The following is a 22545-nucleotide window of genomic DNA, read 5'->3' as shown; positions in this document are numbered from 1 at the left end:
ATGCCACTATTCTCTTATCAAGGAAGAAGCTTAGACGGAAGTAAAGTTTCTGGTGAAGTTGAGGCTGCGACACCTGAGATCGCGGCCGAATCCTTGATGAACAGAGGGATCATTCCAACGAGTGTATCGGAAGCGAAAAGCAAATCGGCTCTATCGTTTGATATAAAAGCCCTATTAACTCCTTCAGTTCCATTAGAAGTTCTGGTGATCTTCTGTCGTCAAATGTATAGCTTGACCAAAGCGGGTGTACCTCTTCTGCGAGCGATGCGCGGATTGACTCAAAATTGTGATAACAAGGTACTCGCCAAAGCGCTAGAAGAAGTGACACTAGAGTTGACTAATGGACGCAACCTGTCTGGCTCCATGCAGCTTCATCGCAACGTATTTAGTCCGCTTTTTGTCTCAATGATTGCAGTAGGTGAAAATACCGGTCGACTTGATCAGGCCTTGTTACAGCTTGCGAACTACTACGAACAAGAGGTTGAAACGAGAAAACGCATAAAAACAGCGATGCGTTATCCAACTTTTGTCATTAGTTTTATTACCATTGCTATGTTCGTTTTGAATGTGAAAGTAATACCTCAGTTCACAACCATGTTTAGTCGTTTTGGTGTAGACCTGCCCTTGCCAACTCGAATATTGATCGCGACATCAAATTTCTTTGTCAACTATTGGGACCTGATGGCGATTGCACTGGTGATTGCATATTTCGCATTTAAAGGATGGACCAATACCTCGAAAGGGCGTGAAAAGTGGGATCTGTTCAGGCTCCGCATGCCTATAGTGGGTGGTATTATTAATCGTGCTCAACTCGCTCGATTTTCTAGAACGTTTTCATTGATGTTGAAAGCAGGAGTGCCACTAAACCAATCGTTAGCACTGTCCGCCGAAGCGTTAGATAACAAGTTTCTGGAATATAGATTATTAGATATGAAATCTTCAATTGAAGCGGGGGGCACGGTTTCTTCCACAGCTATACAAAGTAAAGTATTTACTCCCTTGGTGATCCAAATGATTTCGGTCGGTGAAGAGACAGGCCGTATAGATGAATTATTGCTAGAAGTAGCAGACTTTTATGACCGAGAAGTGGATTACGATCTTAAAACACTGACGGCGCGGATCGAACCCATTTTGTTGGTTATTGTTGCAGCAATGGTATTAGTACTTGCCTTGGGTATATTCTTACCTATGTGGAGTATGCTTGACGTGATGCGGGGATAGATAGGGATTGATGCGTAAGGGCAATTGGTTTATCTGGTTACTGGTTGTGGTCACGCTTCTCGCCTTGATGTTTTCACACTGGCAGAGAATGGAAAGGCAAGCTTTAATCACCGCGATGGATCTTGCCAAGCAACGCATAGCAGAAAGAACCAGCTTTTATCGGCAAGAGTGGCTGCTAAATGGTCAGCCCGAAACCTTGGATATTGATGGGCAGAGATTGACTTTTACTTCCAATGGTTGGGTTATAGCATTGAATAGAAATAGTGAACTAGATTGCCAATTGTGGTTTCATCAAGTTTACCCTGATAATAAGCTGTTAGGGTTGAGCGTAGAAAAGAGTTTAAACACTTCAGTAGGACAAGATTATCAATGTGACTACAATTATGGTGATGAAGCTCTAATAAAATTAAAACTAATAAACAATAATTTTTCAATTTATGCCGGGTTTAAGGCAGAGTAATCATATTGGTATATATCCTTTGCTGAGAAAGGGTTAGCTAAGTATAATATGCCGTACCGATTAGCAGGTGAAATTAACATGAAAAGCAGACAATCGGGATTTTCTTTAGTTGAGTTAGTGGTCGTCATTGTAGTCGTTGGTTTATTGGCGGTTGCCGCATTACCGCGTTTCCTTGATGTTACTGATGAGGCTAAAAAAGCGAGCATAGAAGGTGTAGCGGGGGGCTATGCTACAGGTGTGCTTTCAGCACGTGCTCAATGGGAGGCTGAAGCGAGACCTTCGGAAACCATAGACAGCGAAACTTATAATCGAGTGAATTACGATGGGGTCGATTTTTGGTTAACGCGCTCTAAGACAAACAGTGGTAGCGATACCACATTTAGAGATGGTTATCCGTTTGGTTTGGTTAGTGGTAGTAGTTTTCCTTCGGCATTAAACGATCAAGCTTGTGTCGATTTGATGAACAATCTATTGCAAAACCCACCTTCTGTAGGAACCGAAACCGAAGCGAGGAACGATAGCAACATCAAGTACTCAGCAACAGCTAATGGATCAGACGCGACTTGTACTTACATACAGCAGGAAGGTGGTACAGCGCACCAGTTTGTCTATGAAGCTAAAACGGGTCGAGTGACGGTAACTTTGCAGTAAGCTGCAGGTATAATTATAGAGCTTAGAGAGAATTAACTATGAAAAGACAAGGTGGTTTCACCCTAATAGAGTTGGTTGTGGTGATTGTTATTTTAGGTATTCTGGCAGTCACGGCAGCACCGCGTTTTTTGAATTTGCAGACGGATGCGCGTAATGCGACTTTAGAAGGATTAAAAGGCGCGATGCAAGGTGCGGCAAGTATTGTATATGCTCGTGCCGCATTAGATGGAAAAGATCCTGATATTAATCAACTCGTTTCCGGTGCTGGTAGTAATATTAAGACAGACCGAGGTTACCCAGAAGCAAGTACCGATGGTATTGGCAAAGCTATTGAAAACGCAGAAAACCCAAATGCGGAGTGGCTTCCCGTAACGGGTAACATGCCTAACAACTATACAATTAGGTATACATTTGCGGGTAAAGAAAGTGATTATACTAGCAACTGTTATGTCCAGTACGTTATGTCAGAGGCTGTGCGCTCTACACCACAAATCAGTGTAGTGGATTGCCAATAGCAACTTAAAAAGGCCGGTATTACCGGCCTTTTTGATCCATTTTAATATGGTATGAAAAACGATAAAGGATTTACCCTCGTTGAACTGATCGTCGTGATTTTACTGTTGGCGATCGTTTCTCTTTACGCTGCTAGCCGATACACGGGGAAAGGCAGCGTGTCAGCTTTTGCTCTGCAAGACCAAATGATCTCTGTGATTCGACAAGTACAAGTCAGTCGTATGCAATCCAATGTTACCAACCTCTACAACTACTGTTCTATCACCCCGAGCAACGATAAACAGCGGGAACTAAAAGCCCTTTGCCTAAAAAGCCGATTGAATCTTAGCTCTGATTGCGTAGGTAGCAGTGAAGCTTGCGGCCTTGCCAATGTCGATGGTATTAGCAGTGGAGTAAGAGGAGATGACGTGAGTTTTTCTTTTTTGCCTAACGGTTTAACTCAAGTAGAGTTCGACCTTTTAGGCAATCCACTTAATGCCGCTAGCAGTGGTGTAACCGTGAATATTTCCGGTACGCAAAGTAGCAGCAGTCTTTGTATAAACTCCCAAGGGTATGTTTCTGCTGGGGCTTGCCTATGAGAAATGGTAAAGGCTTTACCTGATAGAAAGCGTGATTGTTATAGTTGTGATGGGGATTGCGATGATCACCATTACCAACTTTCTCTCTCCTCAAGTTGCGCGTTCTGGCGACCCCCACTATCAATCGCGTGCAACCGCTTTAGGTCAGAGCCTAATGACTCATATCCTTTCAATGGAGTTTGATAGAGAAAGTGCGCAATACAGTGATGGCGGGGGGATTCGTTGCAGTGATACAAGACCGGAAATTACTGCTGTAGCTTGCAGTCCAGAAGATGAGTTTGGGGCAGAAGAATCAGACATCACACTATACAATGACGTTGATGACTTTCTGGGCTGTTGGAATCCAGGTGGAACCGGAGGCTGTAAAAACCTCAATACCTTGCTAAGACAGTCTTCAACGACCTATACAAATTTTAGAATTGATATTGCAGTCACTTATTCATCCGCATTTGCTACCCATACGATTAAAGAAGTGGAGATGACCATTACCGCTTCTAATCAACACCCGATTAAGTTGAGCGCTTATAAGGGGAATTATTGATGAATCATCGTGGTTTTACTCTTGTGGAAATGGTGTTAACACTGATTGTAGGTAGCATATTAGTGTTAGGCATTGCTGGCTTTGTGCAGCTGGGAGCCAAAGGTTACGCTGATACTGTTGACCGCCTGCGCCTACAAATGCAAGCCAAGTTTGTCATTGAAAAAATGGCTCGAGAAGTGAGGCATGCCGTCCCAAACGTATTTACCAACACGACTTCAGGTAGCGAGAAATGCATTGGATTTTATTCGATTAAATACAGTGGCTTTTACTCTGTTTCCGGTTCAGATTTGTCCTTTGTTGTTGGTCAATCGGGCGTTACATCTTCCGCTTTGTCGACACACAAATTGATTATTAACCCCACCAGTGAACTGACTACATCAAATAATGTGTACGATCTGGATTCTCTTGCGGTGTCGGGAGGCGTGTATACCATCACTAATGGTGGCAATAGTCTAGTGGGGGGGTCAGTTTCAAAAAGACATTACATTTACGACCCTTCTGGAGGGGTTAGGTACTGCCTCAATACCAGTAATGGGTTGATGACGCGAAACGATGTTATTGTCGCCGATAGCATAACCAATGGTGCCATGAGTTATTTGAGTGCGACGCTGCAAAGGGGTGGGTTGGTGCATTTGGATCTAACTTTTGAGCAAAACGGTGAATCGACGCGATATAGTCAAGATGTGCAGGTGCTAAATGTCCCATAGAAGAAAGCAAAATGGAAACCTGTTTGTGGTTGTGATCTTTGTTCTTGTGGTGATGGGATTTTTAGCATCGACACTTAACCGTATTAGCTGGTCGAATACCGATAATCTGACCCGTGAGCTTATCGGTACACAAGCGTGGTTACAGGCCCATTCCGCCAACGAATGGGTACTAACACAGATGTATCCACTTTCAACGGATTCTAACGTAGAGAGTTACTGTACATCGGTAAATGGGGCTGAGGTAGGTATGCCATCTACCGTAACCTGTCAGCCAGTAGAAATCAGTTGTACTAAACTGGACGGAGAACTCGAGGGGCAACAGCTGTTCAAGTTGGTTTCGACGGCGACATGCGGTGTAGGCATTAACTTAGTTCAGCGCAGTCAAGAGCTATGGCTTAGGGAGTAGATATGAGGCTGTATAAGTTATTTGTTCTCATTGTCATGAGTGTTTTTCCAACAATGTCATACGCGCTCACTCAGTCAGAGTTGAACGCAAAAATCTGCCAGTACGTGCCTACGGTTGCTCAAACCAATGCTTACAGCAACGGCGTCGTTTATGATGGTCGATTATTGCTTTCCGGCAACTCAAAAAACGTAATAAGAGTGCCCAAAGATGGGCAAGCACTGTCATTTCTAAGCAACGAAGGCGAGTTTCAATGTGAATACCCCACCGACCCTAAACAAGACTGTTTAGTCGACAGAACCATTACCTACCCCGGTTTTCCGTTTAATCTTCCAGAACTCTCTGATAGAGGGAATGACTACGAATGTTCAAAGTCAGCGTGCTCTATTAGTGCTGGTTACTATAAAGACTTAAAAATTGCCAAAAACCAAGCGGTATTAACATTGGGCAGCGGCGTTTATTATGTCAATGAACTTAACTTTGATGCGGTCGGAGCGCGGCTAGAAGTTGAAGGGCCTGTAGAAATTCATTTTAACAAAATCTTTTTTAAAGAAAATAATATTAAGTTAAATATGAATAACACACCTAATAACTTACTGCTGTTAGGCCACGGTGAAGACTCTTTTGTCCGACTGGATGATGTTAACAATGTCATCGTCAATGGATTTATCTATATTAGTGACGAAGCAACCAACCAGGGGGCTTCGCCATTGAAGGTAACAAGAATACTTTTACCGGCGGAGTAACGGCTTATAGCATTCAAGTGACAGGTAACACCAATGTTATTCAACACTATGGCGACTTTTCTTGTGATGCCCCGTCGACGGATATTGCGTCACTAAAAATAGAACCACAAAACTTTCATCTAACCTGCGAAAACAACAGACCTTTCTATGTCGTACCTTACAACAGTGACGGTGAAAGGCTTTACGATGTTGATGGGGCGACCATTACTTTTTCAGAAGTCTCTACCAATAAACTTTCCGTGAGTGGCGGTAGTTTCAACACCACCAATGGGCGCTTCGAATATAGCTAAATAGTAAATCAGATAATGTTTATGAAACGATATCAGTAAAGGCAACACTGGACACGGATAGCTCCGTGACTGATACCAGTGACTTTGTGTTTGTTCCCTTAAAGTTCGAAGTTAACAACGGCAGTACCATTCCGCTAGTGGCAGGGCAGGCGCAAACCGTCAATGTCAAAGCTTTAGCTTGTGACGCAACGGATAAGCCCATTGCGTTGAACTATAGTAAGAGTTTTGATGAAGGTGACGTTACCATCTCCGGATTCATTCCAAGTGCCGGGATATATAATGGACTATTGGACTTTAGTACCAGTATTAGTAACGGACAAGACCCCTCCGCTACCATTCGTTTTGATGAAACCGGCAAGTTTACGGGAAGTTTTAAAGACACAATTTCATGTGATGCATTGAGCGGAGTGCAAGGCTGCCCATCAGGTCAAAGCCAAGATATATTGGGCACTTTTGCCGTAGAAAGCCGGCCTTGGACTTTTGCTATTTGTAGTGGAGATACCATTACAGGAACTTCCTCAAGTGGTGCTGCCTATAAAGCTGCTTCATCAGAGTTTGATTTGCAAGTTTATCCTATCGCATACCAATCAGGGGCGACTGTCCAAGATGGTCGAGTCATAATTACTGAATCGGAATGTGTCGCTCCCCTCAATAATCCATCTTTGGCAGGTGCCTCTGCGTATGAAGTGAAACTAGACCATGAAGTCCACTCTCCAAGTGGTGGGGAGAAAGGTAATTTCTCGAATGTCAGTGGAAGTGAGTTAAAAAGAGAAAATACGGATGTAGATGGCAATAAAAAACATCAGTTTACTCAACTTAAGTGGGATGAAGTAGGCAGTATAAACGTGATTGCAGAGACGAAGTCGTCGGGCTATATGGTGGCAATCATGCCAAGTGAACGAAGTGTTGGACGCTTCTACCCAGCCTATTTCACGATTAACGAGTCCACTTGGGAACCGCCGGATGGGCAAGAAACGACATACCTGGAGCAACCTTATAAGCAAGCTTTAATTGAGGTTGGTGCTTTTAATCTCGACGATAACCCTGTTAAAAATTACCACGGTTTTGCACCAAGCTATCAAGCCAGTTTCAATGTCAAGCAAGATGACAACATTGCTAATGAATTGGTGTTAACCATATCGACGTCTCCCCCTTATCCTTTGAATGGCGCTTGGGGGGCAAAAAGTGTCGCAAACCCTATATCCATCTGGAAACTCGACGACGACGAGAGCACGCTTAAGCGGCATTACCCAAACCCAAGCGCTACTCCGTTAAAGAGTGTGCCTAATGGGCCTTTTAATGCATTAAGTGGAACCGCGACAGAGTTTGGTTTAAAAATGGTTAAAGGATCGAGTAGTGTGGATAGAGAAGCCTCTTTTTCAGCAACGGCGGTGGAAACCACGCAAGATTTTCCAACTCAACCGCCAGCCATCTATGGTCGTATGGTCTTAGACAGTGTAGGTGGAAACAGCGGTACGACTTTTAATGTCCCGCTAAGAATTGAGTATTGGAACGGAAATACGTTTGTATTGAGCGACATAGACAACAACTCCAAAGTCTCTACAGAAATCGTACATGTGTGTAAAGAAACGATTTGGCCATCTGGGGGGACCTCTAATGCCAAGTTATCAACCATGAATGCGGCAGGAGCCGTCAGCCAAGAGTCGAATGCGGTAACTAAAGGTCAACCCGTTTGGAGTGGTACCAATAAAAAAGCTTTGGTTGCCGTGGCAGATGGTACGGCCAATTTTCGAGAGCAAATCAGATTTTGGATGAGGCTTGATACTTCTGCGCCTAGTGGTGTGACCTGCTCCAATAGTCATAGTGATCAACCTTGGTTGCGTTACAATTGGCGTGATCTCGGTGACGAAGATCCTTCAGCAGTGATTACTTTTGGCATTTTCCGTGGAAACGACAAAGTAATTTTCCGCGGCGAATCTGGCATTTTTGGCCAGTGATTTCTGATAATTTCGAGAGTTAAGTAAGGAAACTGTTAGAAATTACAGATTTCAGTTCATGTTTGGATGACAATGCCTTGCTGTAATGGCAAGGCATTGGTACATTTAGTGCAATTTTCTATCTTCTAATTCTTTCAGGACGAGCGAAGAATATGTTCAAAAAACTTCGTGGCATATTTTCTAATGACCTATCAATTGATTTAGGTACTGCCAACACTCTTATTTACGTTAAAGGACAGGGCATTGTTCTCGACGAGCTTCTGTAGTTGCTATTCGCCAAGACCGCAATCGCGCGGGAAAAAGTGTCGCTGCTGTCGGTCATGATGCTAAACAAATGCTAGGACGTACGCCAGGTAACATTTCTGCTATTCGTCCAATGAAAGATGGCGTAATCGCTGACTTTTATGTAACCGAAAAAATGCTACAGCACTTTATCAAACAGGTTCATGATAACAGTGTGTTAAAGCCAAGCCCTCGCGTTCTAGTGTGTGTGCCATGTGGTTCGACACAGGTTGAACGTCGCGCGATTCGCGAGTCAGCACTTGGCGCTGGTGCGCGTGAGGTTTATCTGATTGATGAACCAATGGCAGCGGCAATCGGTGCAGGTTTACGCGTTTCAGAACCAACAGGTTCAATGGTGGTGGATATCGGTGGTGGTACCACTGAAGTTGCCGTCATTTCGCTTAATGGCGTGGTTTACTCTTCATCGGTACGCATCGGTGGCGACCGTTTTGACGAAGCGATCATCAACTACGTGCGCCGTAACTACGGCAGCTTGATCGGTGAAGCCACGGCAGAGAAGATCAAACACGAAATTGGTTCGGCTTATCCGGGTGATGATGTGGAAGAGATCGAAGTTCGTGGTCGCAACCTTGCGGAAGGTGTGCCACGTAGCTTTAGCCTCAATTCAAATGAGATTCTAGAAGCTCTTCAAGAGCCGCTAACAGGTATTGTTTCTGCGGTTATGGTTGCACTAGAACAGTGTCCGCCAGAACTGGCGTCTGACATCTCTGAAAATGGTATGGTGCTCACTGGTGGTGGTGCGCTTCTGAAAGATCTTGATCGCCTTCTAACAGAGGAAACGGGTATTCCAGTTGTGATCGCTGAAGATCCACTGACTTGTGTTGCACGAGGCGGCGGTAAAGCGCTAGAAATGATCGACATGCACGGTGGCGATCTCTTCAGTGACGAATAATCAGAACTCTGAGCTAGTTTTGCTCAGAGATTCCGATATTAAAGGGAACTCACGTTTATGAAGCCGATTTTTGGCCGAGGACCTTCGTTACAACTACGTCTGTTTTTTGCTGTGATCTTATCAGCCAGCCTCATGCTGGCTGATAGTCGTTTAGGCGCATTCGCTCAGGTTCGATATTTGCTGAATAGCTTGGTGTCACCTATTCAGTACTTAGCTGATCTTCCAAGAACCATGTTTGATGGTTTTTACGAAAGTTTTAACTCTCGGCAAGAGTTGATGGAATCAAGCCACAATTTGAAGCGAGAAGTACTCAAACTCAAAAATGATCTTTTACTTCTGGATCAGTACCGCGAAGAAAACCAACGCTTGAGAAAGTTACTGGGTTCCAATTTTGTTCGCGATGAAAAGAAGGTGGTCGCTGAGGTGATGGGCGTCGATAGCTCGCCGTATCGTCATCACGTGGTGATTGATAAAGGTCATGTTGATGGGGTCTATGTAGGCCAACCCGTTGCCAATGAAAACGGTATTGTCGGGCAAGTGACCTTTGTATCGGCCCACAATAGCCGCGTATTACTCCTGACAGATAGCAACAGTGCGATTCCTGTTCAGGTGATTCGCAATGACATTCGCGTTATTGCATCAGGCAATGGGCAAATTGATACCATTCATCTAGAGCACATACCCATCAGTACCGACATCCAAGAAGGCGACCTACTTGTGACGTCTGGGTTAGGCGGTCTTTATCCAGAAGGTTATCCGGTTGCTCATATCACAGTGGTGGAACGCGATAGTCGACGTGAATTCGCTTTAATCGAAGCAGATCCAGTGGTGGATTTTGAACGTCTGCGCTACCTGCTGCTAATTTGGCCAAATGATAGCCGCCAAGAAAAAGTAATGATGGCTTCACCTGAAAAGTTAGAAGAAGAGGAAGCAAGCAGTGGGCAATAGTGTGATGCATGGTAGAACGGTAATTTGGGGATCGTTTTTGATTGCCCTTATTCTTCAGACTATCCCTTGGCCAGGTTTTCTCGATTTACTCAGACCTTCTTGGCTGCTCCTTGTCACTTGCTACTGGGTTTTAGCTTTACCGCATAGAGTGAATGTAGGAACGGCGTTAATACTCGGGCTGTTATGGGATCTACTTATAGGTTCCACATTAGGTATTCGTGGGATGATGATGTCATTAGTTATCTATCTGGTGGCTTTAAACTTTCTCGTTCTACGCAATATGGCGCTGTGGCAACAGGCAACCTTTATCGGCATGTTATCCATAGTGCTCGACGGATTGATCTTTTTTGGCGAATACTTAATACGAGATGTTACTTTTAATCCCATGTCACTTTGGAGCGGTTTGATAAATTGTATATTGTGGCCGTGGTTATTCCTGTTGATGCGTCGATTTAGACGTCACTGGCATGTGAGGTAAACAACAATGAAAAAACTACTTCTCGCCTCTGGCTCACCAAGACGCAAAGAGTTATTAGAGCAACTTGGTTATCCGTTTACCGTTTGTAAAACCGATGTAGAAGAGCAGAAACAAGACGTTGAAAGTGCACGGGACTATGTTGCCCGTCTTTCGCTAGACAAAGCGTTGGCCGGATTGCAGCAACAACCTGACTCGGTAGTTTTGGGCTCAGATACTATAGTGGTAGTAGATGAAGAAGTATTAGAAAAACCAGATAATTTGGAGCATTGCAAAGTTATGCTCAGCAAGCTCTCGGGAAGAGAGCATCAAGTGATTACCGCAGTAAGTGTGGTTTCTAAACAAAGTAAGGAAACGCAAGTAATAGATACAAAAGTGTGGTTCAAACCCTTAGACGAACAAGAAATAGAAGCCTACTGGCAGACAGGGGAACCATGCGATAAAGCTGGCAGTTATGGAATACAAGGGATTGGTGGGCGTTTTGTCACCCGTATCGAAGGCAGTTATCACGCTGTGGTCGGTCTGCCCTTGTATGAAACGGATCAGCTTTTAAAACGATTTTTATAGATTTTTAAACGAGGTGCGCCATGAGTGCTGAATTGCTGATCAACGTAACGCCAAGCGAAACTAGAGTTGCGATGATCGAAGGGGGAGCTCTTCAGGAAATACACGTAGAACGCGAAGCGAAGCGCGGAATTGTCGGTAACATCTACAAAGGTAAAGTGAGCCGAGTTTTACCTGGAATGCAGGCTGCATTCGTTGATATTGGTTTAGAAAAAGCGGCGTTTTTACACGCTTCAGACATCGTTCCTCACACCGAGTGTGTCGCCGAGAATGAAAAACAGCAGTTCCAAGTGAGGGATATTTCTGAGTTGGTTAGGCAAGGGCAAGATATTGTCGTTCAAGTGGTCAAAGATCCACTTGGAACAAAAGGTGCTCGCTTGACCACAGATATTACTTTGCCTTCGCGTTACCTAGTCTTTATGCCGGGTGCGAGTCACGTTGGCGTTTCTCAACGTATCGAAAGTGAAGTGGAGCGCGAAAGGCTAAAGAAAGTCGTTGCTCACTACTGCGATGAGAACGGTGGCTTTATTATCCGAACCGCAGCGGAAGGTGCGGATGAAAAAGAGCTTTCTCAAGATGCCGCGTTTTTAAAGCGACTTTGGTCAAAAGTAATGGACCGCAAAGCGAAATACAAAACACGCTCTACGCTCTACGGCGAACTCGGTTTATCTCAACGAATTCTTCGAGACTTTGTCGGTACAGAGCTGACTAAGATCTTGGTCGATTCAAGACTAGAGTATGAAAATCTCGCGGAGTTCACCTCTGAGTATGTACCTGAATTAACGGAAAAGTTAGATCTATACGAAGGTGACAAACCCATCTTCGATATGTATGACACCGAGAATGAAATACAGCGCTCGCTAGAGAGAAAGGTTGACCTCAAGTCTGGTGGCTATTTGATTATTGATCAAACCGAAGCCATGACGACTGTTGATATCAATACCGGGGCTTTTGTTGGCCGCCGCAATCTCGAAGAGACAATTTTTAATACCAATATCGAAGCTACCCAAGCGATAGCTCGCCAGCTCAGACTGAGAAACCTTGGTGGGATTATTATTATCGACTTTATCGATATGTCTTCAGATGAACACCGGAATCGAGTGCTCTCTTCGCTTGAGGCGGCATTGGATAAAGATAGGGTAAAAACCAACATCAATGGGTTCACTCAGCTCGGTTTAGTTGAGATGACTCGCAAACGAACTCGCGAAAGCATTGAACATATTCTCTGTTCTACTTGTCCAACTTGTGAAGGACGTGGAAGTGTGAAGACCGTGGAGAGTGTGTGCTACGAAATTCTGCGAGAAATTACCCGAGTTAACCGTGCGTATGACGCAGATAAGTTTGTGGTATATGCCTCACCAGCAGTGGCTGATACTCTGCAAGGTGAAGAGTCTCACGCGTTGGCTGAATTAGAAGTCTTTATTGGAAAAGAAGTTCGAATTCAAGCGGAACCACTTTATATCCAAGAGCAGTTTGACGTCGTAATGATGTAGTAGGAACCCGGTGAATCCAAACTTAGAAAACATTGTTAAGTGGTTGCTATGGCTGGTGGCCAGTGCTTTCGTTTTGGTAGCGATAGCTGTGACTACCTTGCGTGTCACTCTGCCAAATCTCAACCATTTTCAACCAGAGATACACCAGTGGATCAATAAAAGCGCTGGTGTTGAGGTTGAGTTTGGTGAACTTGGCGGCTTTTGGCGCAACACACACCCTTCCCTTTATCTTCAAGATGTCAAAACTAAGGTGGTTGATGACAGTTCAATATCAGTCGGTGCTGAAAGGGTAGAAATTGAATTTGATTTGATTCAGTCCATACTGCAAAGACAACCCGTCGTTGCAGACCTTACTGTACACAAGCTGGCTCTAGACCTCAGTGATATCGATTTTTTTGCCACTGAGGATACCGATAGTAGCCAAACGATTTCGCCTTCAAACGACAATCAACCTGTTATTGATCAAATCAACCAAATCTTGCTCAGACAACTCGACGAGTTTGCTGTGTTAGATTCTCAGATTGTTTACCGCGGTATTGACCAAGAGGTTAGACGTCTTGATGTAGAGAGACTTCGCTGGCGTAATAACGAACGCTTTCACGAAGCAGAAGGGGTGGTTAGTGTTGCGGGAACGACATTGAACTCCTTACTGATCAAATCAAAGTTTGTCGATCACGGTTCGCTGAGAGATATCAGTGGTGAGATTTTTGTATCGGCGGAAAACGTAGAAGTTACCCATTGGGTAAAGAGCTTTCTCGCTCAAGATACCGGAATTCAGAAAGGCCAAGTGAGCTTTAACGGTTGGTTAACCCTTTCTCGCAACCAGCCTACCGACGCCTATTTGGAACTCTTGCCATCTGAGTTATCTTGGAAACGATCAGAAGAGCACGAGTTGCTGCTTGAGTCTGGGATATTACAACTTAATCCCAAAAAAGAGGGGTGGGTTGTCAGTGCTCACTCAATTAACTTGCGAACCGATGACATCCCTTGGCCTGAGTTAGATATCGGCTTTGAATGGCTTAAAGAGGGGTGGCAACTCAATGTATCTCAACTGGATCTAGAAGCCATTCTGCCTTTAGTGCGTTTAGTTCCTGATATTCAGTCGACCAAGAGTTACTTGATCAGCTAGAGCCTGCTGGGCGGGTCGAAGATTTGCGCATTGGCATGGGGAAAGAGATCGAGTCGCTGCAATACTCTGGCAGTATTGAAAATGGTAAAATTTCTCAGTGGGAGTTATTGCCGGGTTTACACAAATTGCAGGCAGAGATTTCTGGCAGCTATGAACAGGCGAGAGCCAAAGTTCACTTGATCGACGACGTACTCCCCTACGGTGAGGTCTTCCAAGCACCACTCAACATACGACAAGCTGAAGTCGATGTGATTTGGGAGCAGTATGATGCCGGATGGCGGATGTGGGCGGATAAAGTCACCGCAGCCACGCCCGATCTTCAAGTACTTGGCGCCTTTCGTTTAGATGTTCCTGCAGAGCAAAGTCCTTTGCTCTCATTTTACGCAGAAGCAGACCTGTATAATGCCGGGGAGACATGGCGTTACCTACCAACACTTGCGTTGGGACGAACCTTAACTGATTACCTTTCCACTGCGATTCAAGCGGGAAAAGTCAATACCGCTAAACTGCTATGGTATGGTGAACTTGCTGATTTCCCTTACCGAAAGAACGATGGAATGTTTCAAGCTTGGGTTGGGTTAAAAGGCGGAAAGTTCAGTTTTGATACGGCGTGGCCGCCAATTACTGATTTACAGTTGGATCTTCTATTTCAGAACGATGCCATGTATCTCGATTCTCGCCAAGCGACGTTAAAAGACGTAAAAGCGAAGCGAATTACTGGGCGCATTCCAGAAATGGCTGAAAATGGTCATATTGAAATCGAGGCGAGCGCGACCGCTGAAGGTAAAGCGGTTCGCGATTATATGACGGCATCTCCACTGGTTGATTCGGTTGGTGCGGCATTGACGGCAATCGATATTAGCGGGCCAGTAAGTTCTGAATTTCAGTTGAAGATCCCATTTGATGAGACAGAAGCAAGAGCTTGGGGTTATGCAGACCTAAAGAACAATCATGTAGAGATAGACGCCCCCCCAATGACGTTAGAAAAAGTGTCAGGGCGTGTCGAGTTTGACAATGATGTAGTAAAAGCGGCGGGCTTGTCAGCCCAGCTACTTGAACAATTAGTGGCGATAGATTTTGCAGGCGAAAGTGAAGGTCTCGGTTACGATGTGGGTATAGACGTACTCGGTGATTGGGAGATTGAACCGCTCTATCCGTATGTCGGTGAACACTGGCTAGGTGATCTTAAAGGACATGCTCCATGGACGTCGAAAGTGGATATTCAGCTCAATGATGTCGGTTTTACTTATCAGATTGATACGGCCGCCGACCTGAGAATGATAGCCAGCACACTACCATATCCTCTTGGTAAAGCCATTGGAGAAAGTGGTAAAGCAAGAATGCAGGCGTCGGGCAATCAAGAGTCCATTACCGCCAGATTACAATTACCCAAGTTAAAGTACCAAACTGAAATTGATATTCGGCCAGACGTGCCTGTATTGAAAGCAACCTATTTATTGGTTGGGAACGGCAGCTTTAAAATGAGTCCAGTGGCGGGTCATCATGTTCAAGTTCGCACGGATAAGTTTGATTTAGACAGTTGGATTTCAGTACTTTCTCAACCAGAGCCGCAAACAAAAACCAAACTGTCAGAAATGAAAACACCAGAAATACCGTTGGCACAAAGAGTTGATTTGGATGTCAAAACCGCCACATTAGCCGGTATCGAATGGGATGACTTAAAGTTTAATGCTCGTCGAAAGAATTTGGGTTGGTACATGACGCTCGATAGCGATCAAGCAAGCGGTGAAGCCAGCTATATTGAGCCTTATGATCTTTCTGTGTCGTTGGACAAACTGCACATCTATCTGCCATCGCTGGATGAAGAATACAAAGACCGCTCTCTATTTGAACCAGATAAAGAAGATTTACCCTTAATTTCTGAATTTGATCGCGCTTTTCACAAATACGTACCCAATATGACAGTGGCGGTTGACGATTTTTGGCTGCAAGGTTATCGCGTCGGTAAAAGTAACTTAGATATGCAACGTCAAGGTACTAAACTTGAATGGAAGCGACTGAGTTTTCGCAGTGGTACGAGTGAAGTTGAGATGAAGGGATCTTGGACATTGGATGAGAATCTGAGTCATACGGAACTCGACATCAAAGTACAAGGTGAAAACAACAGCGATATCATGGAGCGATTTGGGGTTTCTACTGGTATTCAACAAGCACCCTTCGCGATGGAAGGTAAAGTAGACTGGCATGGCGCACCCTGGGCGATGAAGGTGTCTACATTAGAAGGAACGATGAACACTAAGTTGGGTAAAGGTGTCGTATCTGATGTCAGTGGTGCCGCTAAGTTATTGGGCTTGTTTAGTCTCGATTCCATCATTCGCAAGATGCAGCTCGATTTCTCGGATGTGTTTGATAAAGGTATGGCCTTTAACAGTATTACAGGTAGCGGAGAGATCCGTAATGGTATTTTCCTTACTAACGACATTAAGATGGATGCGGTTGCAGGGGAAATGACGATTAAAGGAATAGCGAACTTAAACACTCGTTATGTCGATGCCGAAGTGAACTTTGTTCCAGATATCACCTCGGGAATTCCGGTGTTGAGTGCCTTTGCCGTTACGCCACAAACGGCGCTTTACGTGCTGGCCATCACTACGGTTATTTCTCCGGTGGTAGAAGTATTTACTCAAGTGAACTACCAAGTAAAAGGGCCAATCGACGCACCTGAAGTACGAGAAATTTCTCGGAGTAAAGGGGAGTTTACTCTACCTAAATCGATGAAAGAAACGCTGGAGTAGTCAGATTAGTTAAGGGGTAGATATGGAAAGGATAGCCATTATTCAAATGACCTCGGGGGCGGACCCCGTAGAGAACCTCGATTACATCAGCCAACAGCTCTCGCTCGCAGCAGAGCAGAATGCAGATCTTGTCCTCATTCCGGAAAATGCATTGGTGTTTGGCAGTAAAGCGGATTATTACCGTCATGCGGAAGTATTCGAACAAGGTATTTTGCAAACGAGATTGAGTTTATTGGCTCAGCAGCATCAGGTGTATTTAGTGGTTGGAAGTATGCCAATTAAACGCGAGGATAAAGTCAGTACCAGTTCGATTGTGTTTGATGATACTGGAAAGACTTTAGCCATCTATGACAAACTGCATATGTTTGACGTTGATGTTTCGGATGGGCATCGACATTATCGGGAGTCTGAAACCTTTGTCGCGGGAAACGAAGTTGTGGTCTCACAAGGACCTGACTGCCGACTGGGGCTAACAATATGCTATGATCTTCGCTTTCCAGCCTTATACAGTGAACTAGTAAGGTTAGGAGCCAATGTCATTTTAGTACCAGCCGCGTTTACCGCTGTTACTGGTAAGGCACATTGGCTGCCACTACTGCGCGCAAGAGCAATCGAAACTCAAAGTTGGGTGGTTGCGGCCAATCAAACAGGTAAACACCCTTGTGGCAGAGAAACTTGGGGACATTCTATGGTGATAGACCCATGGGGTGAGGTAGTCGCCTCTCTTGACCAAGAGAAAGGTTTACTTCTCGCAGATATAGATTTAAAACAAGTGGATAAGGTAAGGCAGAGCATGCCAGTCTTAAACCATAATCGCTTTACAGCACAATTAATAAACAAGAGCTAACTATGACCATTAACCAAGTTGAACAAGCGCTATTAACTCCGTCGGGATTGACCGAGCAAGATATCGCTCAAACGCTTGAGAGCATTGCCACTCGTCAGATTGATTATGCAGATATCTACTTTCAATCTAGCTGGCATGAATCACTGGTGCTTGAAGACAGCATTATTAAAGACGGCTCATTCAATATCGATTGTGGTGTAGGTGTTCGAGCCGTAAGCGGTGAAAAAACAGGCTTTGCATATTCTGATCAGATCCAACTTGATGGCTTGAAGCAGAGTGCGATAGCGGCCCGTGGCATTGCACAGCAAGGTGCAAATGGTAAAGTTCAAGCGTTTAAACGCAGTGATAACCAAGTTCAATATGCGGCAGTCAACCCCCTTGAAAGTTGGGAAAAGAAGCAAAAAACGGAGCTCCTTCAAGCTCTAGACGCTTATATTCGTACTAAAGAGCCTTTGATTAAAGAAGTTTCCATTAGTTTGAGTGGCGTTCACGAACAGATGTTAGTTGCGGCGAGCGATGGTACCTATGCTGGAGATATTCGTCCCCTAGTTAGGTTGTCTATTAGTGTCTTGGCTCAGCGTGGTGACAGACGAGAGCGCGGTAGCTCTGGTGGTGGAGGTCGTTTTTCTTATGACTATTTCCTATCTGACAGCGATGGCACACAAGTCGCTTACCAATTTGCTGATGAAGCGATCCGCATGGCTTTGGTGAACTTAGAAGCGGATGCCGCACCTGCAGGGGCTATGCCGGTAGTTCTGGGGGCTGGATGGCCGGGTGTGCTTCTTCACGAAGCCGTTGGTCACGGTTTAGAAGGTGACTTTAACCGCAAAGAATCATCGGTATTCAGTGGTAAAGTTGGTGAGAAAGTGACCTCGGATGTGTGCACCATTGTCGATGACGGCACACTTAAAGACCTGCGAGGTTCGTTAAATATTGATGATGAAGGTGTAGCTGGTCAGTACAATACACTGATAGAGAATGGTGTGTTGAAAGGCTATATGCAGGATAAGTTGAATGCTCGCCTAATGGGTGTTAATCCTACGGGTAATGGCCGTCGAGAGTCTTATGCACACCTGCCAATGCCTCGTATGACTAATACTTACATGCTACCAGGTGAGCACACTCAAGAAGAAATTATCTCTACCGTCAAGAAAGGGCTTTATGCCCCTAACTTTGGTGGTGGTCAAGTTGATATTACCTCAGGAAAATTTGTTTTCTCTGCTTCAGAAGCCTACTTAATTGAAGACGGAAAAATCACACGTCCAGTAAAAGGGGCGACGTTGATCGGCTCAGGTATTGAGGCAATGCAGCAAGTGTCTATGGTAGGTAACGATCTTGCAATAGATAAAGGCGTAGGTGTTTGTGGTAAAGCAGGGCAAAGCGTGCCAGTAGGCGTTGGTCAGCCCAGCCTCAAACTTGACTCACTAACCGTTGGTGGTACAGAGTAGTAAACTCTACTGCAACGAAAAAGCAGCGCTAAGGCGCTGCTTTTTGCTTAGGGGAACGAGATACTTACTCAATCCCGTCTCTTTCTATTGGGCAGCTCATACAGCGAGCACCACCTCTACCACGACCAAGTTCGTTACCCGGAATTGTCAGTACCTCAATGCCCGCTTTATCGTACTTTTCATTGGTGTAGACATTGCGTTCGTAACCGATGACCACACCCGGTTTTACGGTAAGAACATTGTTGGCATCGTTCCACTGTTCACGTTCAGCTTCATAGCTGTCGCCACCGGTTGTGATGATTTTTAAATAGTCGACGCCTAGCGCCTCTTCTATCGCGTGAACATAGCTTTTCACATGATCAACTTGCATGGTGCCATCTTTCCGTGGCGAAAGACGCCAAGTCTCAAGATCTTTACGCATGATCTCTGGATACACTGAAAAAGTGTCCACATCCATATGGGTCATTACCGTATCTAAATGCATGCAAGACCTGTGTTTAGGAAGGTTAATGGCTATGACCTCTTTGGCCTGTCCATGTTTAAACAAGTTCGCCGCTAGATTCTCTACTCCTTGAGGTGAGGTACGCTCAGACATGCCCACCAGAACCGAACCTTTGCCAATCACTAATACGTCACCCCCTTCGATGTTGGCGTTGTCGTAATGAAGATCTTCATCACCAAAGTACTTGATAAAGTCTTGGCCGGCGAAGACTGGGTGCCAACGGTAGATCGCACGTAGGTGATTGGTCTCTCTTTGGCGGGCAGGCTTCATCATAGGGTTAAGTGAAACTCCACCATAAACCCAGCACGAGGTATCGCGAGTAAATAGGTGGTTGGGAAGCGGTTCAATCACAAAGTCGAGTGGTCGGTGCATGCTAGGAAGCATGGATGACGACTTGATTGGAAGTTCTGAGTAGGCAAGGCCGCCGAGAAGCACGGTTGCTAAGTGTTCATTGTCCATATCCGCTAAATAGCAGCGCAGGTCATTGGCGAATGTTGGGCCGTAGCGAAAATCAGAAATTTGTGTTTCTAACAACCACTGCTTGGCTTCTGCTATTGCTAACGTTTCTACCAGCATATCGTGTAAAAGTAACACTTCCACGCCTTGTTCACGCAACGTAGTGGCAAATTTATCATGTTCTTCACCCGCGGCTTCTACCGCTAATACATCGTCAAACAGCAACTCATGGCAGTTTGATGGTGTTAGGTGAGTCAATGCTCTTTCTGGGCGATTTAACAATACTCGCCTTAGTTGGCCGACTTCTGATCCTACGTACAGCTTACTCATAGTGTGTCCTTACTCTTATTCCAGCCCCTATTTATGGCAAGCTTGTAAACAAGTTTCAAGTTACCGCATTGGATATAAAGCCTGTTGATGAAGGGTTTGATAGCCTAATAGGCTTAAAAACTAGTTTTTTTGGATTAATGTTTCGATACGGGTCAGTGTTAGTCAATTTGCTTGAGTGAGCATCTATGCCTGATACAGTGGCCAAATTAGTGCAAACAAAGTGGTAAAAGTCGAATAGACATGCACAAATTAGTCGCTTTGCTTGTTTCTTCACCATTATTATTCAAGACAGAGCGAGAATGCTCTATGCACTCAACCACCATAAAAACGCACCTTATAATGAATTTGAGTATTGTGGGGTGGGAAAATAAAACTCTGAATATGGAAAATGAAAATAAAATGTTAAGTTTCTAGCGCTGTGATCGCGATCGGATCGACCTAGTGTCATTTAGAAGTAGAAAGCATGGATTTGATCGACTTTGCTAGTAGCAATTTTTAACGATCCATGCCATATTTCGTCGCGACAACCATAGATCAAACTTTTCAAATTTGGAGCGCCAACTATGTCTCATGAAGATGATTATCTTTCTGTAGAAGAACTAATTGAAATTCAAAAAGAAGACACACGAGATATTGTTCAGGCTCTGCTTGAAGATGGCAGTGATCCAGATGCTTTGTATGAAATCGAGCACCACCTTTTTGCTGAAGACTTTGCAACACTGGAAAAAGCGGTCGTAGAAGCATTCAAAATGGGCTTCGAGGTTTTAGAAGCAGAAGAGACAGAAGATGAAGACGGCAACAAGCTACTGTGCTGTGATGCTACGATGCAATCTGCTTTAAATCCAGAAGTCATCGATGAGCAAGTTGAGAAGCTGGTTCACCTCGCAGAAAAGTACGACATCATTTATGACGGTTGGGGTACCTACTACGAAGGTGAAGATGCCCTCTATCCAGAAGAAGATGACGAAGAATAAATCGCTATAATTCAAAATAATACCAGCTACCGTGCTGGTATTTTTCTATTCAATTGGTATCAGTTTCACTATAATGGGTCAACTTTGATCTAGCTCAATTTTTGTATGACCTATTCACTAGCAGGCCAGTGGCAACTTTCTCCCCTCACGGATCTTTCGATCCCCCAAGACGACATAACTTTTCCCGCTCCTCTAAGCGAGATTTTACCTGACGAGCTTTCTGAGGAATGCATTGCCGAACAAGAGTGGCATCTCATGCACGACATCGAAGTGGATCAAGCGATGTTGAACTTTCCCGCCGTAGATTTGGTGATTGGTGGTATTGATTATCACGCGGAAGTTCGAGTAAATGGAGTGGCAGTGTTTGATTGTGATGCCAGTCAGAGTGAGTATAGAAAAGATATACGTCCATACCTACAGCTAGGTCGAAATCGTTTTGAAATTTTGTTTTTGGAGGAAGAGGAAGATTTACTAATTTCTGATGAGCCTAAACAAATATGCCATTTAGGTGAAAGTGATTACACACTAACGGATAAGCGAATTGGTATTTGGAAAGAACCTTACTTACAGTTTATTCGCCATGTAAGACTCGAACACATCACAACAGAGCAAATCTGGCACCACGGTGGTGGGTGTGAGTTTTTAGTGGATATCCACTATCAAACTTATGCGGCGGGCTTAGTGTCTGCAATGGTCAAATTTAATGGTATGACTTATCATCTTCCATTGATGTTCGCAGCAACGAAGTCAGTGCGCTTTTTCAAGTTGAAGCTCCGATCTACTACGATCTCAACGACCCTGAACCAAGTAAGCTCTATCCATTGGAAGTGAGTCTAGATGGTCAAGCGCAGAAGTTTAATGTCGCTTTAACAGAAGGGAATTGTGTTTCTCATTACCCTATTTAAACGGGTTGAACGGCATGCTTTTTTTGCCAACTCAACTCGTGAAAGTAGTACGCTAAGGTATTAATACTAGGCTCTATGGCAGCAACAAGCCCACCGATAAAAATGCTTCCCGATAAAAGGTAAGCGACGCTAAACGCAACACTAAAATGGACAACGGCGAAGCTGGTGGTCTTTACTTTTGCACTTTTCCCCAACACCCGCAGCCGTGGGTGATTAGCCCAAACTTTCTCATGTACATAAAAGGCCACGGTATTGACCATTGGTTCTGTCATGGCAATCAAGCTACCAATCAAAACGTCGCCGGTTAATAAAAAAGCCACGCTGAATGCATGGTAAAATGAATAGCAGCAAAGCTTAGGGTCTTTTTCATAACACAGTCTCTTTAGTCACTTGGTATAGAGACAGTATTAAGATTATTTAAGCGTAAATAAAATGGGTATTGCAGATTTAATCAA

At 44.5% G+C, this 22545-nt stretch carries 19 protein-coding genes and 4 pseudogenes; 21 read left to right on the top strand and 2 right to left on the bottom strand.

From position 1 onward, the window contains the following. The 19 genes and pseudogenes from BLO31_RS05230 to tldD all read left to right on the top strand — a co-directional run bounded on the left by BLO31_RS05230 (position 1) and on the right by tldD (position 18923). Positions 1–1221 (top strand): type II secretion system F family protein, encoded by a 1221-nt coding sequence (locus BLO31_RS05230; RefSeq protein WP_070963195.1) that lies wholly within the window; start codon positions 1–3, stop codon positions 1219–1221. An 88-nt stretch (positions 1222–1309) separates the two neighbouring features. Then, on the top strand, positions 1310–1681 hold the full coding sequence (locus tag BLO31_RS05225) for an MSHA biogenesis protein MshF (RefSeq protein ID WP_217495101.1): 372 nt from the start codon (positions 1310–1312) through the stop codon (positions 1679–1681). Between the two features lie 78 nt (positions 1682–1759). Continuing rightward, on the top strand, positions 1760–2332 hold the full coding sequence (locus BLO31_RS05220; protein ID WP_070963224.1) for a prepilin-type N-terminal cleavage/methylation domain-containing protein: 573 nt from the start codon (positions 1760–1762) through the stop codon (positions 2330–2332). Between the two features lie 38 nt (positions 2333–2370). Continuing rightward, positions 2371–2847 carry a type II secretion system protein gene (locus BLO31_RS05215; RefSeq protein WP_070963192.1) on the top strand — a complete coding sequence of 159 codons (477 nt, stop codon included), beginning with the start codon at positions 2371–2373 and terminating at the stop codon, positions 2845–2847. A 51-nt stretch (positions 2848–2898) separates the two neighbouring features. Further along, positions 2899–3423, top strand: a complete 525-nt coding sequence (locus BLO31_RS05210; protein ID WP_070963191.1) for a type II secretion system protein — start codon at positions 2899–2901, stop codon at positions 3421–3423. Between the two features lie 61 nt (positions 3424–3484). Then, positions 3485–3964 carry an MSHA biogenesis protein MshD gene (locus BLO31_RS05205; RefSeq protein ID WP_245688394.1) on the top strand — a complete coding sequence of 160 codons (480 nt, stop codon included), beginning with the start codon at positions 3485–3487 and terminating at the stop codon, positions 3962–3964. Then, complete coding sequence (locus tag BLO31_RS05200; RefSeq protein ID WP_070963190.1) at positions 3964–4671, top strand: PilW family protein; 708 nt, start codon at positions 3964–3966, stop codon at positions 4669–4671. The genes BLO31_RS05205 and BLO31_RS05200 overlap by 1 nt, the downstream gene beginning before the upstream one ends. Next, entirely contained in the window at positions 4661–5077 is a 417-nt protein-coding gene (locus BLO31_RS05195) for an MSHA biogenesis protein MshP (RefSeq protein ID WP_070963189.1), read from the top strand. The genes BLO31_RS05200 and BLO31_RS05195 overlap by 11 nt, the downstream gene beginning before the upstream one ends. 2 nt (positions 5078–5079) lie before the next feature. Next, a complete protein-coding gene (locus tag BLO31_RS05190; RefSeq protein WP_070963188.1) occupies positions 5080–5820 on the top strand; it encodes a hypothetical protein in 741 nt (246 codons plus the stop codon). A 17-nt stretch (positions 5821–5837) separates the two neighbouring features. After that, positions 5838–6110, top strand: coding sequence for a hypothetical protein (locus tag BLO31_RS05185; protein ID WP_070963187.1), 273 nt, complete (start codon positions 5838–5840; stop codon positions 6108–6110). Between the two features lie 65 nt (positions 6111–6175). Further along, positions 6176–8068 (top strand): DUF6701 domain-containing protein, encoded by a 1893-nt coding sequence (locus BLO31_RS05180; protein ID WP_070963186.1) that lies wholly within the window; start codon positions 6176–6178, stop codon positions 8066–8068. A 152-nt stretch (positions 8069–8220) separates the two neighbouring features. Continuing rightward, a pseudogene (locus tag BLO31_RS05175) lies at positions 8221–9263 on the top strand (rod shape-determining protein). A 57-nt stretch (positions 9264–9320) separates the two neighbouring features. Further along, entirely contained in the window at positions 9321–10211 is an 891-nt protein-coding gene (mreC, locus tag BLO31_RS05170) for a rod shape-determining protein MreC (RefSeq protein WP_070963185.1), read from the top strand. A gap of 4 nt (positions 10212–10215) precedes the next feature. Continuing rightward, positions 10216–10689, top strand: a complete 474-nt coding sequence (gene mreD / locus BLO31_RS05165; protein WP_425425266.1) for a rod shape-determining protein MreD — start codon at positions 10216–10218, stop codon at positions 10687–10689. 6 nt (positions 10690–10695) lie between these two features. After that, a complete protein-coding gene (locus tag BLO31_RS05160; RefSeq protein ID WP_070963183.1) occupies positions 10696–11253 on the top strand; it encodes a Maf family protein in 558 nt (185 codons plus the stop codon). Between the two features lie 20 nt (positions 11254–11273). Beyond that, positions 11274–12743, top strand: coding sequence for a ribonuclease G (gene rng / locus BLO31_RS05155; protein ID WP_070963182.1), 1470 nt, complete (start codon positions 11274–11276; stop codon positions 12741–12743). 10 nt (positions 12744–12753) lie between these two features. After that, a pseudogene (locus BLO31_RS05150) lies at positions 12754–16628 on the top strand (YhdP family protein). Positions 16629–16650: 22 nt separating this feature from the next. Then, the gene (locus BLO31_RS05145) at positions 16651–17475 is read left to right on the top strand and encodes a carbon-nitrogen hydrolase family protein (RefSeq protein WP_070963181.1); all 825 of its coding nucleotides are present in this window, start codon (positions 16651–16653) and stop codon (positions 17473–17475) included. Positions 17476–17477: 2 nt separating this feature from the next. After that, positions 17478–18923, top strand: a complete 1446-nt coding sequence (gene tldD / locus BLO31_RS05140; protein WP_070963180.1) for a metalloprotease TldD — start codon at positions 17478–17480, stop codon at positions 18921–18923. 64 nt (positions 18924–18987) lie between these two features. Here tldD and arcA read toward each other — a convergent pair whose 3' ends face one another. Further along, positions 18988–20211, bottom strand: coding sequence for an arginine deiminase (arcA, locus tag BLO31_RS05135; protein ID WP_070963179.1), 1224 nt, complete (start codon positions 20209–20211; stop codon positions 18988–18990). A gap of 563 nt (positions 20212–20774) precedes the next feature. Between arcA and rraB the strand changes: the two genes are divergently transcribed. After that, positions 20775–21185 (top strand): ribonuclease E inhibitor RraB, encoded by a 411-nt coding sequence (gene rraB / locus BLO31_RS05130; protein ID WP_070963178.1) that lies wholly within the window; start codon positions 20775–20777, stop codon positions 21183–21185. A gap of 105 nt (positions 21186–21290) precedes the next feature. Next, positions 21291–22090, top strand: a pseudogene (locus BLO31_RS05125) (glycosyl hydrolase 2 galactose-binding domain-containing protein). On the opposite strand, the pseudogene BLO31_RS05120 reads toward BLO31_RS05125, so the two are convergent. After that, positions 22087–22460, bottom strand: a pseudogene (locus tag BLO31_RS05120) (DUF2061 domain-containing protein). The pseudogenes BLO31_RS05125 and BLO31_RS05120 overlap by 4 nt on opposite strands. Between the last annotated feature and the right edge of the window lie 85 nt (positions 22461–22545).

It is taken from the genome of Vibrio sonorensis (assembly GCF_001854765.1).
Lineage (GTDB): Bacteria > Pseudomonadota > Gammaproteobacteria > Enterobacterales > Vibrionaceae > Vibrio > Vibrio sonorensis.
Note: the sequence above shows the minus strand (reverse complement) of the source record. Positions and strands in the feature narration are given on the sequence as shown.

Coding starts and splice junctions, on each gene's coding strand:
- BLO31_RS05230 (WP_070963195.1), top strand. CDS start 1: ATGCCACTATTCTCTTATCAAGGAAGAAGCTTAGACGGAAGTAAAGTT.
- BLO31_RS05190 (WP_070963188.1), top strand. CDS start 5,080: ATGAGGCTGTATAAGTTATTTGTTCTCATTGTCATGAGTGTTTTTCCA.
- BLO31_RS05160 (WP_070963183.1), top strand. CDS start 10,696: ATGAAAAAACTACTTCTCGCCTCTGGCTCACCAAGACGCAAAGAGTTA.
- BLO31_RS05225 (WP_217495101.1), top strand. CDS start 1,310: ATGGAAAGGCAAGCTTTAATCACCGCGATGGATCTTGCCAAGCAACGC.
- BLO31_RS05205 (WP_245688394.1), top strand. CDS start 3,485: ATGATCACCATTACCAACTTTCTCTCTCCTCAAGTTGCGCGTTCTGGC.
- mreC (WP_070963185.1), top strand. CDS start 9,321: ATGAAGCCGATTTTTGGCCGAGGACCTTCGTTACAACTACGTCTGTTT.
- BLO31_RS05145 (WP_070963181.1), top strand. CDS start 16,651: ATGGAAAGGATAGCCATTATTCAAATGACCTCGGGGGCGGACCCCGTA.
- arcA (WP_070963179.1), bottom strand. CDS start 20,211: ATGAGTAAGCTGTACGTAGGATCAGAAGTCGGCCAACTAAGGCGAGTA.
- mreD (WP_425425266.1), top strand. CDS start 10,216: ATGCATGGTAGAACGGTAATTTGGGGATCGTTTTTGATTGCCCTTATT.
- rraB (WP_070963178.1), top strand. CDS start 20,775: ATGTCTCATGAAGATGATTATCTTTCTGTAGAAGAACTAATTGAAATT.
- BLO31_RS05200 (WP_070963190.1), top strand. CDS start 3,964: ATGAATCATCGTGGTTTTACTCTTGTGGAAATGGTGTTAACACTGATT.
- tldD (WP_070963180.1), top strand. CDS start 17,478: ATGACCATTAACCAAGTTGAACAAGCGCTATTAACTCCGTCGGGATTG.
- BLO31_RS05215 (WP_070963192.1), top strand. CDS start 2,371: ATGAAAAGACAAGGTGGTTTCACCCTAATAGAGTTGGTTGTGGTGATT.
- BLO31_RS05220 (WP_070963224.1), top strand. CDS start 1,760: ATGAAAAGCAGACAATCGGGATTTTCTTTAGTTGAGTTAGTGGTCGTC.
- rng (WP_070963182.1), top strand. CDS start 11,274: ATGAGTGCTGAATTGCTGATCAACGTAACGCCAAGCGAAACTAGAGTT.
- BLO31_RS05195 (WP_070963189.1), top strand. CDS start 4,661: ATGTCCCATAGAAGAAAGCAAAATGGAAACCTGTTTGTGGTTGTGATC.
- BLO31_RS05210 (WP_070963191.1), top strand. CDS start 2,899: ATGAAAAACGATAAAGGATTTACCCTCGTTGAACTGATCGTCGTGATT.